The sequence below is a fragment of the Paenibacillus sp. FSL R10-2788 genome (genome assembly GCF_038003885.1).
GTDB lineage: Bacteria > Bacillota > Bacilli > Paenibacillales > Paenibacillaceae > Paenibacillus_AQ > Paenibacillus_AQ odorifer.
This window is the reverse complement of record NZ_JBBOQA010000001.1, coordinates 984737-1002100: the sequence shown is the minus strand read 5'-3', so window position 1 is coordinate 1002100 and position 17364 is coordinate 984737. Positions and strand designations below refer to the sequence as shown.

The window sequence follows — 17364 nt, the reverse complement described above, 5'->3', positions numbered from 1 at the left end:
ATCAAATGGCCAATCAAAATGTAAGTCTAAAAAGAAAACTACCAACAACACCCAAATTATGGTTAGATGAAGGAGAAGCCATATCCTAGAGGGAAAGAAGCGTGAACGCATATGAGTTTTGAAATCGTAGAGGCCACCATACCGGACATCCAAGCTGCATTAGAAGCCGGAGAAATTACGTCAAAACAACTAGTTCTCATGTATTATGAACGTATTGCTGATCACGACAAAAACGGCCTGACGATTAACTCTGTACTGGAGATTAATCCTGATGCGTTGTTTATCGCAGAATCTCTGGATGTGGAACGGGCAATTAATGGCCCTCGCGGCCCGCTGCACGGGATACCTGTGTTGTTGAAAGATAACATCAATACTGGGGACAAAATGCATACAAGTGCGGGTTCGCTGGCTTTGGCGAATTCTTTTGCCGGGGAAGATGCGTTTATAGTTACCAAGCTGCGTGAAGCCGGAGCCATTATTATGGGTAAAGCCAATATGACCGAATTCGCCAATTTTATGACGAACGGCATGCCCTCCGGTTACAGCTCCCGCGGCGGGCAAGTCCTTAACCCCTACAATATTTCTACGCCAACCGGCGGCTCTAGTGCGGGTTCAGCAGTAGCTGTCGCTTGTAATTTCTGTACGGTCTCTGTTGGCACAGAAACTTCAGGATCGATTCTTAATCCCGGTAATTTGGGCTCCATCATCGGCATTAAGCCAACCGTGGGGCTGCTCAGCCGTTCAGGAATCCTGCCGCTCTCCAATACACAAGACACCGCAGGGCCTATGGCTAGAACCGTTCATGATGCCGTGTTGCTACTAAACGCCATGCTGGGCAATGATCAGCACGATGCAGCGATGGGAACAAATACAGGTAAAGTCCACGGGGATTATACTGTATTCCTTGATCCGAATGGTTTGCAGGGAGCTAGAATTGGGATACCACGTGATTATTATTTTGAGGAGCTAACAGATGAGCAGCTTGCCTTGTTCAACGCTTCCGTCAACAGGATGAGAGAGCTTGGAGCAACCATCATTGATCCCGCGGATATTAAAACCGCCCGCGAAATTAGTTACTCTTCGGTGGTATTAAACGAATTCAAAACAGCACTGAATGCTTATTTATCTCATTTGAGCCCCGGAGCACCTATGCGAACCTTGAAGGATATTATTGATTTTAATCATGCACACCCTGTGGAGACTTTGAGATTTGGTCAAGCTACGTTAATAGATGCGGAATATACCTCCTCCGGCACACAAAGCGAAGCTCAATATTTACGCCATCGTGCGACTGACCTGAAGCTGTGCAAGGAAGAAGGCATCGATGCCACTATGAAAGAATACAATCTGGATGCCCTGCTGTTCCCTGCCGATTTTGGCGCCAGAATTACTTCCAGAGCAGGATATCCGTCCCTCGTCGTTCCTTCTGGGTACACGTCGGCCGGTGCTCCCTTTGGTGTAACCTTCTCAGCAAAAGCTTATCAGGAGCCCACGCTTATCAAGCTAGCCTATGCTTATGAGCAGCATTACAAGGTGCGAAAAGCACCTTCGCTAAAAAGCTTCATTTGATTAAACCTATTCCTGGAGTGGAACAATACCTAAATGCCTGTTTCCCTCATGGGACAGACTCCATGTACGCACTTCATAGCTACGAATGCCAGACAGCACGTAAGGATCTTTTTCGGCAAGGAGAACGGCTTCTTCGCGTGAGTTCGCTTTTACAATAACCATGCCGCCAGGACAATCACTAAATGGACCACACAGCACTAATTGTCCTTTACGGTCCAGCTCTTGTAAATGCTTAACATGACCACGAATAATCTCCATGTCTCTACGGTCTTGATTCGTCGGGCTAAGCAAAATAACATAACAAATATCTGCTTGATTGACCTCACTCATCCTATTCTCCACCTCTCGTTCAAATAGAAACTAAAGCCCGTAACGGTGATTTCCCAATGCCGATTCGGGCTTTTTTATTTCGCGATGTCTTCGTTCGTAGCTTTATTCATAATCTCGCTGATTTTCTTCATCGGCAATATTTTGAATCTCATCAGAATGAATAAGAAACAGCTCGTAGTCCCCCTCTGCATGCAGCTTCAGCGCTCGTTCTTTAAAAAACTTCGGGCTGCCTTCCGCCGCATCCTCATCATAAAAGAGCAATATCCCGTCACTTTTGCGGAACAACAAGTCATCTCTGGCCCGGAACTGCCAGCTGCCGTCATAAGGGGCATTACTGACCGCCCTGCAAAAGTCCGCACCCGCAATAATACGTCGGTATTCCTCCTGCTTCTCTTCCTTCCACTTCTCTTCCTGTCCAGTATGCGCCGTAATGATCCCTAATTTCAATTCAGGATATTGAGTCTTGAGTTCACTTACCACCTCACAAGCCCAAAGATCGACACCATACTGGCCAGGGGTAATAATCCATTCGACGCCTTCTTCAATTAGCGGCTTTAATCTGTTAGACAGCGCCTTTTTGATATAAGGAATTCCCGGATGTTTATTGTCAAAAATACCGAGCTCATGCGCACGGTAGCCTGTTACGAGTAAATTCTTCATGTACTGCCTCTTTCCTGAACGTTGGTTATGTCTTACCATGACTTACCTTTGTAGAGTTTTATCCCACTTATATGATTATTATATAGCATTTCCTTGATCTATTTCTTTAGGCAAACTTTCAGCTGATCTTAAGCAACCTTTCAGAACCGTCTGATATATTTCTCCTAATCAATCTAAAACTATTAAGGAGAGAAAATAAATGAAGAAATTAATACCGATTATGATCTCAGGAAGTCTACTCGCTTCTCTACTATTGGCTGGCTGCAGCACGAATTCGGAGGCCGAAGGAACAGCAGTTGCCAATAACCAAGCGAAGACGGCACCCGCAGATAACACTGATGCACAGCAATCTCAAGGAAACGACAATCAACAAAACGGCAGACCCGACATGTCCATGAATTTCGGCAAGATTAAGAGTATTAGCGACAACACGATTACAATCTATACGTCAGAAATGCCTTCCCCGCCTGCACAAGGCACTGGAGGTACGGCTGGAGCCGATATGCAAAATGGTCAGGCCGGTACTCCACCGGAAAGATCCGAAGGTGATCAAGGCTCAGAAAACGGTACACCTCCAGAGGGGGGAATGCCGGAAGGAGGTGGCCCTGACGGCGGTGGACAAGGTGGTGGACCACAGGGCGGTGGGATGCAGCAAACCTTCTCCGAGCAAACCACAGATATTACAATTGATGCTGATACCAAAATTGTAACGGTGACCTCCGACAATGGCACACGTCAGGAGAACACGATCAGCTTAGCTGACCTGAAAGCTGATGACATTATCCAATATACGCTGAAATCCGATTCCACTTTGGCGGAGAGCATTACTTTAAGCAGCGGAAACCCAATGGGTACGGCTGAAGGCAAAATGAGCAGCGACTGAAACACCAAAAGATAACAGAAAAAATCCCCACCTACGATCAGCTTCATAAAAGCGTTTTGTAGTGGGGATTTCAAATTTATATAGGTTAGACGAGACTCAACTATTTTTTATCCGACAAAATCAATACTCCGCGACCCGGCACAACAGCTGAACCGCTAATTACATTACCTGTCAGTAGATCAGTACGCTCAGCCGCCCCAATATCGGCGCTTAAATCACCAGCGGTGTGGTTCAGCAAGAACAGGTAAGATACGCCATCCTTCACACGTTGAACAGATTCGATACCTTCCGGTGCAGTTACCAGCGGCTGAATGTTCTTTTCGGCACACAGATTCGCTAGGAAACCTTGCAGGAATCCAGCTTCTGGGCTAGTCGCCACATAATAAGCTTTACCTTCGCCAAATTTATTCACAGTCAGTGCAGGCATTCCTTTATAGAAATCAGAACCGTACTCTGCCAAAACTTCTGCCCCTTCGGCATGGATCAGATCGCAGAGCAGATCACATTTATAAGAACCACTCAAGCTACCCCACGTTTTATCCAGCACGAGCTCATTGCTCATACCTGGCAGTAATGCATCGATTTCCTCTGCCCAAATTCCAAGTACTTTACGCAACTCGCCTGGATAACCTCCAACCGTTACAAGGTCGTTCTCATTAACAATACCGCTGAAATAAGTCGTAATGAATGTGCCGCCCGCTTTTACAAAGGCTTCAACCTTCTCTGCAAAACCTGGCTTGACCATGTACATTACGGGTGCGATAACAATTTCATACTTGGACAGGTTCTCTTCGACCCCGATCATGTCGGCTTCGATATTTTGCTGATACAGCGCATCATAATATTTGTGGACTTCATTCACGTAATCCAAGGCAACCGACGGACCGCTTGATAGATCAAGTGCCCAACGATTTTCCCAATCGTAGATGATCCCTACTTTAGCTGCACTGCGCGCATCCAGTAATTGATCTCCAAGCTGCTCCAGCTCTTTGCCCAGCTCAGCACATTCACGGAATACCCGTGTGTGTTCATGACCCACATGCTCAATTACCGCTCCATGATACTTTTCACAAGCCCCTATCGAACGACGCAGCTGGAAGAACAACACAGTATCTGCACCACGCGCTACAGCCTGGTAACTCCATAGGCGCATAACGCCCGGACGTTTCAAAGAGTTGTACGGTTGCCAGTTCTGCTGGCTCGGTGTTTGCTCCATCAGCATGAACGGTTGGCCATTTTTTAATCCACGCATAAGATCATGTGTCATTGCTGTAAAGCTGACCGGTGTGTCCAGTGAAGGATAGTTGTCCCAAGAAATTACATCCATATGCTTGGCCCACTCAAAATAATCCAGCTCCGGATAAAAGCCCATCAGGTTCGTTGTAACTGGTACGTTGGTGCTGTGTTCTTTGATCGCTTCATATTCGATTTTGTAACATTCGAGCAAGCTATAAGACATAAAACGGCGATAGTCCAACGAGATCCCTTGGAAGTTGGTACGGTTACCGTTCCATTCTTCACTCAGCTCATTTGGCACCACAATTTCTTCCCAATCATAAAACGTATGTCCCCAAAAGCGTGTATTCCAAGCCTTGTTCAAAGCATCCAGCGAACCATAACGCTCCTTCAACCAGACACGGAAGGCAGCAGCGGACTGTTCGGAATAATCATAGCCACCATATTCATTAGAAATATGCCAAGCTACCAGTGCCGGATGATCCTTGTAGCGTTCTGCCAGCTTACCAGCCAGCTTCGCTGCATACTTGCGGTAAACTGAACTGTTCGGATTGGAGTTATGACGTCCACCGAACTTACGTTTTCTGCCCTGGACATCGACACGTGTCACTTCAGGATATCGGTGAGCCATCCAAGCTGGATGCGCTCCTGTTCCTGTAGCTAGACATACATAAGTTCCATTTTTATATAGTCTATCCATTAATTCATCCAATGAGGAGAAATCATAAGTATCTTCGGAAGGTTGGATTAAAGCCCAGGAAAACACATTAATTGTGGCAACATCAATTCCCGCCAGCTTGAACATCCGTTCATCCTCAGCCCATACAGGCGCATCCCATTGCTCCGGATTGTAATCTCCACCGTACCAAATTTTAGGTAATTTATCGTTAATCACACTTCGCACACCCTTTATAGTATAATTATATATCTATTGTAAATGGTTAAGGTTGCCCTTTAAATATAAAATAATATCTCATACATATAAGAATATAGAACTAACAGGAGAGGATAACATTGTCCGAAATCATGCATCGCAGGATCGTATTCGTCCATGAAGGTGGACAGCACTTGCCAATCACTTTAGACAGTATGGGGCACAATCATGATCAGGAAAAAGTATCCCGCCCCGATGGCTATGACACGTATCATTGGCTTCAGACCTCAGAAGGTGAAGGGATCATCCATTTTGATAATAAAACCTTTTCCCTGCCCGAAGGCAGCGGCGTATTACTACTTCCTTATACACCCCATCGTTATGAGGCTTCCACCAAAAACTGGGGCACCTATTATCTAACGTTCGGTGGCGATTCGGTACAATCTATTTTGGAGACGCTTGGGATGAATAGTAATTCTTTTTACCGTTGGGAAAATGAAGCGCCTCTCCCCAATCTGCTGAAGGAAATGCTGGATCGTCATGATGCCTACCAGGATATGTTTGGTCTCGGCGCCTCCACAGATGCTTATCGTTTTTTGCTTACTTTGAGTAAATATGGCCAGCTTCATAACAATACGGCGATTTCCCGCAATGTAGATAAGCTGCAGCCACTGCTAAAATGGATGGACAGCCATTATGGCGATCCTGATCTCGGACTGAACGATCTAGCCGATGAACTAGGGGTATCTGGGCGCTATCTTAACAACCTATTCGTCCAAACTTTCGGACTCTCGCCTTATGCCTACTTCGTACGTTTACGCATCCGCAAAAGCAAAGAAATGCTCGTAAGCCAACCCGATCTTACGGTAAAAGCTATCTCCCAGCTAGTCGGCTTCCGCGATGTCAGCCACTATGTAGCCACATTTCGCAAGCAATCCGGGACTACGCCGGAGCAATTTAGACGCCTGCATTAAAAATGTCCCGCCCACTGTGGAAAAATTGCTCGCTGAGAATATGCGGCTAGAACGTAGTAAGAGTATGGTATGCGCTACTATTGTGTAGAAATGGGCGGTACGGTGAAGTGCGGTACGGTACGTTGGCTGGGTTCATTTGGCTGCGAGTGTGCGGCACCTCTGTGCTGGATCGTGTAGATCTGTACATGATAGGAGTCTATGTGGAAATCTGATCATGATGGAGTCCATGCGGAAATCTGATCATGTTGGAGCCCATGCGGAAATCTGATCATGTTGGAGCCCATGTGGAAATCTGATCATGTTGGAGTCCATGTGGAAATCTGATCATGATGGAGTCCATTGTGCAGCTCTCTTCAGTTCAGTATGAGTAAGTCAAACGAAATAATTGCACTTTGTACACTTAAAATAGCCTGCACGGCAGAAATTATCCATATAAGTGTATTCTGTGCAACTATATTCTCGGAAAATGGCCTTGCAGCGGGATAAGCCGATTTTTAGCTGCACAAAGTGCAACTAAAACCAATTAAACACTCCAACACTTCAAATAAGTGTACGAAGTGCAACTATTTTCTGTTGTGCTTCTGTTAAAGTTTCTGCATGCCCTACTCCACTCATTTTTTACTCCACACTTCCACTTACTTCACTATTCCTACTCCACACATTCCCCTACACCGCTCTTCCCTTACTCCACACATCCCTCGCTCCATCTTCACCAACCTCACTTCACCTTACTCCACACATCCCTCACTCCACTTTCCTCTCTCCTGCCACACTCCCAAACCCACTTCAATACCTCTTTACTCAAAACCACTCAAATCTCCAGCACCTCTACGCCATACGGCTCGAGCTGGAGCTCTCCCGATCGAATCTTATTATCCAGCAGGCTGCTGTATTCTCGTGGCAACGGAACGATCACCAACTCGCGGCTCAGGTTAAGCAGGAACAAGAAGCTTCCCTGATCTCCAGTCCGCACGGAGGCTTGTACTCCGTTTGGCAATCCTTCAAAGCGTAACAACCCTTTTTCCTTAGCCAGGTTCTCTAATAGAACTGACCAGTACTTCTCTTCCGCATGAGTTCCGAAGTAATAAACCTGACCTTTACCGAAGGAATTAACAGTTACAGCGGGTGTGCCGCGATAGAAATCATCACCATACCAAGCAATCGGCTGGGCCACTACCGGCCGGAGGATGTCGCACCACTGCGTACATTCGTATTGGTTACCCTCCGCATCCATGATGGCATGTGTTTCAGCGCCAATCGGATCATACTCCAGCACTTCAACGCCGGTACAGTAGCTCAGCTGCCCGGGCAGCGGTTGCATGACTGCGATGTTGTTTATATTTTTGACACCACTACGGTTGGTGATCAGCAAGGTCCCGCCAGCGAGGGCAAAATCCTCCAGATTACGTACGATCTCCTCATCCAGCAAATATAAATTCGGAGCGATCACTACTTTATATCCATCAAGCGGTTGTCTGAGGTCGATAACATCGCAGCCGATGCCAAGCTTGGTTACCGCCCGGTGAATCTGCTTAATGTTCTCATAATAATCAAAGCCCTCTGCCTGCGGCTGAATATCCAGTGCGGCCTTCTCTTCATGGGAATGGAGGATAGCCACTTCGTTTTTCAGCATCGTTCCTTGGAGCTTGTCGCTCAGCCTATTAACCTCATGACATAGCTGCGTGAACTCCGCTAATCTGCGTCCCGGAACATTGCTGTGGTCAATCAGCCCGTGCCAGAATTGTTCTGCTCCTGAAATTGCACTTCTCCAGCGAAAATGAACAACCGTATCCGCACCTCTAGCAATCGCCTGCCATGCATAGGCACGAATCAGTCCTGGATAAGGGGTTCGCCACATCGGCATCCAACAACCCGGCGATCCACTCAGCTGCTCCATAATCCAGAAGTTTTGACGTTTAATGCCACGGGTTACGTCCAATGAAAGCGCTCCGCTATAAGGCGTCGTCTCTTGTTTGGTTGGCGAAGTATTCGGATAATAATCAAACGCAGCCACATCCAGATCTGCACCCACTGCGTACATATCGAGACGCTGCGGATAGCTGTGAAAGTTATGGGTTATGAAATGCTCTGGACAAATCATACGCAAAATATTGATCTGCGCCGTCTGAAACGCTACCACCGAATCCCACTGAAACCGCTGAAAATCCAGCAGAAAAGATGGATTCTGATGAGGTGATCCGCCCAGCGGCACGGTAAGCTCATTCCAATCGCTGTACTCCCCGCTCCAAACTACGGTTCCCCATTCTGCATTGACCTCATCCAGTGTTCCGTATTTAGCTTGTACCCATGCTCGAAAAGCAGTATTACAAGCGTCACAATGACAATCCAACATGCCAAATTCATTATCAGTCTGCCAGCCTATGACAGCCGGGTGTTCACTGTAACGCTCGGCAAGACGCAGAATAATACGGCTGCCATACTCACGCAGTGATGTGCTGTTATAGCAGCGGTGTCCACGTACCCCCGGGTGAAAGGTCTCTCCATTAGCAAACACCGGAAGCACATCCGGAAATTTCGTCGTTAACCATCTTGGCGGTGTAGCTGTTGGCGTACCCATCACAACCTGCAGATCATATTGATGAAAAAGGTTCAGCGCGCGGTCCAGCCACTCGAACTGGTAATTCCCCTCAGTTGGCTCCAGTCGACTCCATGCGAACTCAGCAACCCGGACTACTTTAACACCTGTTTCTTTCATCAACTTGATATCTGGTTCCCACATGGATTCATCCCAATGCTCCGGGTAATAGTCCACACCCATCTGAACATGATCATATCGTTTCATTGGCGCTTCTCCCCATCCCTTGATATTCAGCCCTGTTTCCCAAAAAAAGCGCTCCCCGTCTCAAATTGATGAGGTATACGGAGAGCGCTTCTGTTAACCACTAATATCCATTAAATCTTCTCTATAAATGTGCTTTACTTATTTTTTAAGCTTGTCCCATGCAGCTTGCATACCAGTCATCCAGCCGTTAACGTCAACCTTGTCAGCGATGAACTGTTGGATCACGCTGGCAAATTCTTGCGTTACACCATCAGGGAATTTGGAGGATTGCAGGCCATAAACTTTGTTTTCTTTTACATAGTTCCATACGTCTGCTCCAAGCATACCGATGTCTTCAGGTGTTGCTTCGATTGTGGACAAAGCAGGGATGAATTTCCATTTTTTAACGATGTACTCTTTACCCATATCGGAAGTTACCAACCAGTTCAAGAAAGTTTTTGCTTCTTCTTTAGAACCGGATTCTTTGTTGACTACAAGGTTCGCAGGGATACCAACAGTCATTTTGTCATTCTTCTCAGCATCTTCATTGATTGGCATAGGGAACATACCAATGTTCATATCAGGAGTGATGTTATCAACAAGAGTTTGTGCCCAGTTACCTTCTTGCATCATTGCAGTTTCGCCTTTTGCGAACATTGCCAGGTGGGTGTTAGCATCTGTGGTCAAAGGATTCTTTTGACCGTATTGTAAAGTCAGTTTGAGATACTTGCTCCACTCTTCAAACGTTTTATTTCCTACAATTGTACCAGTTCCTTCATTCAAACCTTTGATGAATTCATCTACATTATCTTGTTGTGCAAAGGCTACACTGATCCCTTGGTTACCCAGCAGCCACCATTCCTGATATGCATTACCAAAAGGAGTTACGTCGATAGCTTGCAGCTTTTTAGCTGCTTCTTCAAGCTGTGACAATGTTTTTGGAGTTTCAGTGATTCCCGCTTTAGCGAACAAGTCCTTGTTATACACAATACCGATACCCTCAAGGTTCATTGCCATACCATATACTTTGCCATCTTTAGTCATAGGCTCTGCAGCCATAGGAATCAGATCTTTTACCCAAGGTTGGTCGGACAGATCTTCCATCTTGTCTCCCCAAAGTTCCATTTCTGCATATCCACCATTGGAGAAAATATCAGGCGCATCGCCGGAAGCGAATTTAGTTTTCAATGCTGCTGCGTAGTCCGCACCACCACCAACTGTTTGGATATCCAGCTTGATGTTAGGGTATTCTTTTTCGAATTCAACCTTAAGCTCATTGAGGCCTTCTACGATTTCAGTTTTGAATTGGAAGATCTTTACGGTCTTCACTTCACCTGAATTTGTGCCAGCGCTTCCATTTTGTGAGTTACTAGAAGCGTTATTATTACCACCACATGCTGTTAGAGCTAAACTCATTGCCATTACTGCTGATAGAGCAACTGCGGAGTGTTTCTTCTTCATTATATATTCCCCCTTAAAATAGTGGACTGCTTAAAAAATATTTGGAACGGAGGGCTCGGTGTTAACCTTTCACCGAGCCAGCCGCTATTCCCTCAACAATGTAACGTTGCATAAACAGGTAGAAAATGATAATTGGTGCGACCCCGATTACGAGAGCCGGAAGTGCCATATCCCATTGTTTGGTGTATTGACCAAAGAAGGAGAAAGTCGCCAGTGGAATGGTCCGAAGCTCTGGTGCCTGAAGAATCAAGGATGGCAACAGATAGTCATTCCATATTCCAAGTGCGTTTAGCACGATTGTTGTCATCACCATTGGCTTCAGCAAAGGAAGCACAATACGGAAGAACACGGTAATAGGATTACATCCATCTACTGTAGCCGCCTCTTCAATTTCAAGAGGAACGGACTTGATAAAGCCGTGGAACAGGAAGATCGCCATCGGAACACTGATCCCTAGATTCGTGATAATCAAACCAAGGAAAGAGTTGTTTACTCCAATAACATTTACGACCTTCAGAATTGGAATCATGATCGTTTGAAACGGAACTACCATTGCCGCTACAAATATAAGCAGCAAGAACTGATTGAATTTCGTATTCGCCCGAACCATACGATAGGATGCCATCGCACTGAACAGAGAGATTAGAATAACACTGATAACTGTGATAATAACCGAGTTTCGGAAAGCTTCACCGAAACGGGCTAATTTCCAAGCGGTTGAATAGTTCGACCACATAAATACTTTTGGCCAGCTTGCCGCATCACTCAGAATTTCACCGAAGGATTTCACCGAGTTTGCGAGCAAGAAATAGAATGGAGAGAGAAAGAGCAGGGCCAGGAGGATCATTATCACTTCCGTGCCAATATTCCATCTCTTTTTTTCTGTAGGTTTCATTACGCTTCAACCTCCTTGCTCTTCGTGATACGGACCTGAATCAGAGTAATGATGGCTACAATTACAAAGAACAGCAGCGCTTTTGCAGTACCCAGCCCGTAACGATTGTTCAGGAAGGCTTCATTGTAAATATTCATAGCAACGGATTCTGTCGATTTGAACGGTCCGCCCTTCGTCAAGGACAAGTTAAGGTCAAACATTTTGAATGACCAGGAAATGGCCAAGAATAATCCGATAGTTACAGCAGGCATAATTAGTGGAACTACGATATTGCGTAGCACCTGCCAACGGGAAGCCCCATCAATATCAGCCGCTTCTAGTACTTCTTTAGATACGTTACTCAACGAGGCAATGTAGATAACCATTAGATAACCGGAAGACTGCCAAACAAAGACCATTACAATCGCCCAGAATCCTGTTGTGGCATCACCGAGCCAAGGAAGATTAAAGAAGGACCATCCTGTAAGGTCGCCCATAGTGGCGAACCCTTTGATGAAGATAAATTGCCAGATGAAACCAAGCAACAATCCCCCGATCACGTTCGGCATAAAGAAAATGGTCCGAAGCATGTTACGTGTCTTTAAAGGTTTAGTTAACAGATAAGCCAAGAAGAAGCCTACCACGTTAGTCAAAATCACACCTAACACCGTAAATCTTACCGTAAACCAAAAGGAAGACCAGAAGTCAGGGTCATTTGAGAAAATAGTGGAAAAGTTTTGAAATCCGACCCAACTTACATTACCGGATACACCGTTCCAATCTGTGAAAGAGTAATACATCCCCATCAAAAATGGGATAATCGTTATTAAGGTAAAAAACAAAACTGCCGGACCAACGAAAAAAAGCTGTTGACCTAACTGGGACAACTTAGTGCCGCGCATTTATTGCCCCCCCCTTTCTTTTGCTCACTTACTTGTTTATGCTTTATACACATATTATCTGTTTTTTTCAGGGTACCTCACACCTACTAAAGTGATCTTTCAGGTGTAAAATATTGATCGGATGTGACAAATTTCGATGAAATGGAACACGATTCGCACAAAATTGATCGTTTTTATCCTACTGCCAACGTTAATTTGTATTATGGCCACCATGTTTATTAGCTATCACTATAGCACTCAATCCCTAAGAACAAGGGCAGTAGACGAGAATACGAACCTCCTCTTTCAAGGCAATAGAAACATCGAAAGTCTGATTCAGGAGATCAATCGTCTCTCCCTTATCGTTTATTCAGATTCAGATTTCTACAGACTGCTCGAAGCGGGATATGAGGATATGGCAGCAAATACACGAATTTATTCTTCTCTAAATTACATTTCTTCATCCATGCCAGATATATCCCAGGTGTATCTGTACGGTGCCAAGGATAGAAAAGCCACTTTGCTCACCCAGAATACACCCAAACGTTGGCAGGGTATTCCTCCCTATGCCGACTCAGACATCACTAGCAGTTCTCCTGTGGTTATACAAAGTACACATATAAGTCACAGCTACGGCCTAACTTCACCTATCCCGCAACTCATACCGGAACCTGTGTTCACATTGCATAGACGAATTGAAAGGATTCCAACTACCACTCCAATCGGCTTCCTGTCGATCGATGTTAAGCTAACGGCTCTTACCGACATCGTCAGTCAGTTATATGATCAGAAACAGGAAAACATTTGGCTGCTGGATGGCGATGGCAAGATTGTATACGGAAGCAACAGTGAGGAATACGGCAAGCGTCTACATGCCTCCTGGTACAACAAGCAAATCGCTACCAATCAAAGCTCCCAAGGGTATTTTGAAGAGGAAGATGCTGTGTTTATTTACCAGAGAATCGAAACCCAAGGTTTAAATTGGACCCTCGTGAAGCAGATTCCTACGTCCTATCTCTTCCGGGAAGCCAATGAGGCGGCAGCGATCAATATAATCCTCCTTGTTCTACTTTTGATTACAATTGCCACGTTAACGACCCTGATCTCTTTTCGAATCACGGCTCCTATCAAGCAGTTGACTCGTTACATGAATCAGGTGCAGACCGGTAATCTTGATGTTGAAATTCAACCTATGGGCAAAGATGAGATTGGCGTGGTTACCGAGCGATTCCGCAGTATGATGGACACGATCAACAACCTGATCCTAAGGGAGTACAAGCTGGAATTGTCCAATAAAACCAATGAACTGCGGGCTCTGCAAGCACAAATCAACCCGCATTTTCTGAATAACACGTTGCAAATCATTGGCACGCTGGCCTTAGAGCTTAAAGTGCCCCAAATTTACTCACTTCTTTCAGCTCTAGCCAAAATGATGCGCTACAGCATGTACAATGAGGAGAAGATCGTAACTGTTAAGGATGAGCTGGATCATGTCAAAGCCTACATTGAACTGCAAAAGGAACGTTTTGAAAATAAGTTCAGTTTCCGCTACGATATGGAGGAATCACTTTTAGAGACGTTTATGCCGAAAATGATTTTACAGCCTATTGTAGAAAATTATTTCAAACACGGCTTTAATCTTTCCCGCAGTGACGGATTCATTGAAATCACCGCAGCAAGAGTGGATGACAACCGGATGGAAATCTGTATCCAAAATAACGGAAATGCGATCCCTTCAGCGAAGTTAGATCTTTTAAAGCAGAAGCTACAGCATCCTACTAGAACAGATATAGATTTATTAAGAAATACAGAGCAAACCAAGGAAGCTACAGGATCAGGTATTGGTCTGCCGAACGTTCTGGCTCGACTCAAGTTTGTGTGCGGAGATAGTGCCACTTTAACTGTTGATAACCTTAGAGCGGGTGGAGTAGTAGTGAAATTGGAAATTGAAATTATAGCGGAGCGTGAAAAGATATGAAGGCGTTGATTGTTGATGACGAGGCAAGAGTTAGAAAGGCAGTCAGACTGCTTGTCGACTGGGACGCCCATCAAATAGATGAAGTTCTGGAAGCCGGAAATGGAAATGAAGCCATCGAGATCATCCGGCAGGCTAAACCAGCATTAGTCATTATGGATATGATGATGGAATCAGGTAATGGGATAGAGTTAATGACCTGGGTGAACGAATTCGCCGGCAACACTAAGTTTATTGTAGTCAGCGGACATAATGATTTTGAGTTCGTACGTCAGACTGTGCGGCATGGCGGGATTGATTATATCCTGAAGCCCATCGAAGCCGAGGCAATCAATGTAGCGGTAGCTAAAGCAGTTGCAGCCTGGCGCTCAGAAGAAGATGACCGAAGCGAGCGGCAGAAACAGAGTATTCAGCTTAATGAGTTCAAGCCCATTTATGGGGAAAAGCTATTATCCGCACTAATTGATGATCCGATCAATTCTGATTTATCTTTGCGGAGGTTATGCAGTGATGGTATCATTCCGGAAAACATCCATTCCGCTCGGTTAATATTGGTGCAGACAGATGCGGGTAACAATCCGTTGATTAAACGTTTTGGCGGAGACACCGAGTTAATGAACTACGCTATCGTCAACATTTGTAATGAATTTTTGCACAGTCCGCATAAGGGTGTTGCTTTTCGTTATTGGGGAGGTCCTCCGGAGATTGCAATTATTCTGTGGGATATTCAGACCTCTGTGGTCGAGCTAATAGGCAGAATCAATCATGGCATCTACTCTACCTTGCAGGTCCGAATGCATTTTGGAATCAGCAGCATCGGCAACTTACCTAAGCAGTTACCTTATCAGCGTGCAGAGGTGGCAGAGGCATTACAGCGCCGAAACTTATTAATTCATGAGGATTACTGCCATTTCTCCTCTTCCTCCGAAGAATTCAGAGATCGTAAAGAGATCGCCAAAGCAGAGGTTCGCGGTAATGTATCAACAACGAACTTTGCTGACGTCAAGGAAGATTGGAAAATGGCAGTCATCAGCGGAAGTCCAGAGATATTATCAACAGCTGCGCAGCACTGGGTGGATGAGCTTAGCCGAGGCGGAGTTGTGACACCAGAAATCCTAAACTCATGGAAAAATGATGCTCTACTATTTCGTTCCCAGCTGGTACGGGAAATGTTAGGCCCTGAAGCTGAAGGTGCACTGGCCGAGCTTGAACAGGCCGACCAGCTTCACCCAGCTCCTTATACGAACGGTTACTCGTTCTCCTTATTCGCTTGGCGTGACTGGTCGTATACCCTAATGCAGGAGCTGGCCGAAGTAATCGCCCTGAAACAAGCTAAAGAACGTAATCCGATGCATGATATCGTCAAATATATCGAGCTTAATTATGCTTCCGACCTGTCCTTACAGGAAGTGGCCGGAAAGTTTTTTGTTAGCCGTGAATATATTTCCCGCCGATTCAAACAGGAATACGGTATTAACTTTTCCGACTTTATTGTTAATATCCGAATAGATAAAGCTAAGCTGCTATTGCAGAATCCTCGTCTGAAGCTGGCCCAAATCTCCGAAATGGTCGGTTTTCATGATGTTAAATATTTCAGCAAAGTGTTTAAGAAGCAGGTCGGATCTTCACCTAAGGACTACCGGGACACATTTAAGAGTTGATCAATACCAGTTTAAAAAGGCGTCCGCAACCGTCTTACCGGCTATGCCGTTCGGATGCGGGTCGTCTTGTCCACTCATATATTCCGGTCTGATCCGGTGATCGTCTGGTGCAGGCAACGATAATAGGCTTGCTATATCAAACACACGGTCTACTCCAGCGGGTGGGTTAGTCAGGATTTCATGATTCACTCTACGCCAAGTTTCTTCTCTTGCCTCCTGAAAATTAAACGGCGGCACCGTACTTAGAATAATACTAGCATCAGCATTTGCTGTTTTGATCTTAGCAATAATAGTTGTCAGATCACCAAGTAACTCATCTGCAGAGCGGCAGCCAATATCAATATCATTTACGCCGAGGACAATCATCAGTTCATCACTCTGTTTAGCTTTGTGAAGCCAAGGGCCATCCGCAGCCACATCATACGCTCTAGCCCAGCCTGAGCCGAGATTCCATACGCCAATCTCTGCACCAAGACCATCCGCAATTCTCGCTGCCCAATATTCGTATCCGTCCTTTAATGTCCGCACACCTTGAGTAATCGAATCTCCCAAAAATACTAGCTTCTTATTCACAGCTTTCTTATACCCGATATAGCTTGGCAGTACCAGAAGCTTGTCGGATTCTGTAAATCCATCGGCTGATTCCTGTGCAGCCAGATTTCCGGGCGCATCATAAGCGGTTGCCAGCATGCCTTCTACATTGAAAGGAATGGATTTGCCCGCAGCGGTTGTCTTAATCGTCCATGTAAAAGCTAAGTAATGGCCATCGGGTAGATTAATGCTTGTCTCATCACTCCAGAAGCATTCACCGGCCGCTACTGGTTTGGAGACATTGCCTTCAAAGGTGACAGCATGTTGTGTATGCTCAATAATAGCTCCGTTTGGCTCAGTTCCTCCATCAGCGATAAAAGCCGATTCGATCACCCAACTGCCCCCAGGTTCACTACCCGAAGCTTCAAGCCCTTGGTCCCAAGTGGAATCCACTGCATTGCTATGCCAAAATTTTAGCTGCAACGGGCCGTTTTCCCGTAACCGAATATAAGTCCGGAAGGTATGTGTAAAAGGTTCTTGCCTATTCATAATAAAATTAGCGGCGGTTGAAAGAACCGTAGCAGAGGTATAGTCCGTCTGATTCAAAACTCCACTTCCCTTAATTAAATTAGTATTCATAACGTTTCCCCCGTTATTAGTTAAGATTGTAACA

Annotated in this window: 13 protein-coding genes; 5 read left to right on the top strand and 8 right to left on the bottom strand. The window is 45.5% G+C overall.

Translation table 11 applies throughout. From position 1 onward, the window contains the following. Positions 1–111 precede the first annotated feature (111 nt). Entirely contained in the window at positions 112–1569 is a 1458-nt protein-coding gene (locus NSQ50_RS04315) for an amidase family protein (protein ID WP_076224964.1), read from the top strand. Between the two features lie 6 nt (positions 1570–1575). Here NSQ50_RS04315 and NSQ50_RS04310 read toward each other — a convergent pair whose 3' ends face one another. Both NSQ50_RS04310 and NSQ50_RS04305 read right to left on the bottom strand, forming a co-directional pair. Then, a complete protein-coding gene (locus NSQ50_RS04310) occupies positions 1576–1899 on the bottom strand; it encodes a YciI family protein (protein ID WP_052096790.1) in 324 nt (107 codons plus the stop codon). 102 nt (positions 1900–2001) lie between these two features. Next, positions 2002–2559, bottom strand: a complete 558-nt coding sequence (locus NSQ50_RS04305; RefSeq protein WP_038568847.1) for a DUF1273 domain-containing protein — start codon at positions 2557–2559, stop codon at positions 2002–2004. 199 nt (positions 2560–2758) lie between these two features. Between NSQ50_RS04305 and NSQ50_RS04300 the strand changes: the two genes are divergently transcribed. Then, on the top strand, positions 2759–3442 hold the full coding sequence (locus tag NSQ50_RS04300) for a hypothetical protein (protein WP_076105406.1): 684 nt from the start codon (positions 2759–2761) through the stop codon (positions 3440–3442). A 100-nt stretch (positions 3443–3542) separates the two neighbouring features. Here NSQ50_RS04300 and NSQ50_RS04295 read toward each other — a convergent pair whose 3' ends face one another. Beyond that, entirely contained in the window at positions 3543–5573 is a 2031-nt protein-coding gene (locus tag NSQ50_RS04295) for a beta-galactosidase (protein ID WP_036680780.1), read from the bottom strand. A gap of 119 nt (positions 5574–5692) precedes the next feature. Here NSQ50_RS04295 and NSQ50_RS04290 point away from each other — a divergent pair, with 119 nt between their 5' ends. Then, the gene (locus tag NSQ50_RS04290; RefSeq protein ID WP_256717109.1) at positions 5693–6526 is read left to right on the top strand and encodes an AraC family transcriptional regulator; all 834 of its coding nucleotides are present in this window, start codon (positions 5693–5695) and stop codon (positions 6524–6526) included. Between the two features lie 811 nt (positions 6527–7337). Here the strand turns inward: NSQ50_RS04290 and NSQ50_RS04285 are convergent. From NSQ50_RS04285 to NSQ50_RS04270, 4 genes are all read right to left on the bottom strand, one after another. Then, positions 7338–9329 carry a beta-galactosidase gene (locus tag NSQ50_RS04285; protein ID WP_076224963.1) on the bottom strand — a complete coding sequence of 664 codons (1992 nt, stop codon included), beginning with the start codon at positions 9327–9329 and terminating at the stop codon, positions 7338–7340. A gap of 138 nt (positions 9330–9467) precedes the next feature. Continuing rightward, complete coding sequence (locus NSQ50_RS04280) at positions 9468–10769, bottom strand: ABC transporter substrate-binding protein (RefSeq protein WP_094902687.1); 1302 nt, start codon at positions 10767–10769, stop codon at positions 9468–9470. A gap of 61 nt (positions 10770–10830) precedes the next feature. Beyond that, a complete protein-coding gene (locus NSQ50_RS04275; protein WP_036680774.1) occupies positions 10831–11664 on the bottom strand; it encodes a carbohydrate ABC transporter permease in 834 nt (277 codons plus the stop codon). Further along, a complete protein-coding gene (locus NSQ50_RS04270) occupies positions 11664–12545 on the bottom strand; it encodes a carbohydrate ABC transporter permease (protein ID WP_036680772.1) in 882 nt (293 codons plus the stop codon). The genes NSQ50_RS04275 and NSQ50_RS04270 overlap by 1 nt, the downstream gene beginning before the upstream one ends. 136 nt (positions 12546–12681) lie before the next feature. Here NSQ50_RS04270 and NSQ50_RS04265 point away from each other — a divergent pair, with 136 nt between their 5' ends. Together NSQ50_RS04265 and NSQ50_RS04260 are read left to right on the top strand one after the other, a co-directional pair. Next, positions 12682–14502 carry a cache domain-containing sensor histidine kinase gene (locus NSQ50_RS04265; RefSeq protein ID WP_076224962.1) on the top strand — a complete coding sequence of 607 codons (1821 nt, stop codon included), beginning with the start codon at positions 12682–12684 and terminating at the stop codon, positions 14500–14502. Then, a complete protein-coding gene (locus NSQ50_RS04260; RefSeq protein WP_076224961.1) occupies positions 14499–16160 on the top strand; it encodes a response regulator transcription factor in 1662 nt (553 codons plus the stop codon). Before NSQ50_RS04265 ends, NSQ50_RS04260 begins: the two co-directional genes overlap by 4 nt. On the opposite strand, the gene NSQ50_RS04255 is transcribed toward NSQ50_RS04260, so the two are convergent. Beyond that, positions 16161–17330, bottom strand: a complete 1170-nt coding sequence (locus NSQ50_RS04255; RefSeq protein ID WP_076099536.1) for an SGNH/GDSL hydrolase family protein — start codon at positions 17328–17330, stop codon at positions 16161–16163. It abuts the gene before it with no gap. Positions 17331–17364 lie beyond the last annotated feature (34 nt).

What these genes read in the sequence shown, in the direction of transcription:
- NSQ50_RS04315 (WP_076224964.1), top strand. Translation starts at nt 112, where the DNA reads ATGAGTTTTGAAATCGTAGAGGCCACCATACCGGACATCCAAGCTGCA.
- NSQ50_RS04275 (WP_036680774.1), bottom strand. Translation starts at nt 11,664, where the DNA reads ATGAAACCTACAGAAAAAAAGAGATGGAATATTGGCACGGAAGTGATA.
- NSQ50_RS04260 (WP_076224961.1), top strand. Translation starts at nt 14,499, where the DNA reads ATGAAGGCGTTGATTGTTGATGACGAGGCAAGAGTTAGAAAGGCAGTC.
- NSQ50_RS04310 (WP_052096790.1), bottom strand. Translation starts at nt 1,899, where the DNA reads ATGAGTGAGGTCAATCAAGCAGATATTTGTTATGTTATTTTGCTTAGC.
- NSQ50_RS04280 (WP_094902687.1), bottom strand. Translation starts at nt 10,769, where the DNA reads ATGAAGAAGAAACACTCCGCAGTTGCTCTATCAGCAGTAATGGCAATG.
- NSQ50_RS04270 (WP_036680772.1), bottom strand. Translation starts at nt 12,545, where the DNA reads ATGCGCGGCACTAAGTTGTCCCAGTTAGGTCAACAGCTTTTTTTCGTT.
- NSQ50_RS04305 (WP_038568847.1), bottom strand. Translation starts at nt 2,559, where the DNA reads ATGAAGAATTTACTCGTAACAGGCTACCGTGCGCATGAGCTCGGTATT.
- NSQ50_RS04265 (WP_076224962.1), top strand. Translation starts at nt 12,682, where the DNA reads ATGAAATGGAACACGATTCGCACAAAATTGATCGTTTTTATCCTACTG.
- NSQ50_RS04255 (WP_076099536.1), bottom strand. Translation starts at nt 17,330, where the DNA reads ATGAATACTAATTTAATTAAGGGAAGTGGAGTTTTGAATCAGACGGAC.
- NSQ50_RS04285 (WP_076224963.1), bottom strand. Translation starts at nt 9,329, where the DNA reads ATGAAACGATATGATCATGTTCAGATGGGTGTGGACTATTACCCGGAG.
- NSQ50_RS04300 (WP_076105406.1), top strand. Translation starts at nt 2,759, where the DNA reads ATGAAGAAATTAATACCGATTATGATCTCAGGAAGTCTACTCGCTTCT.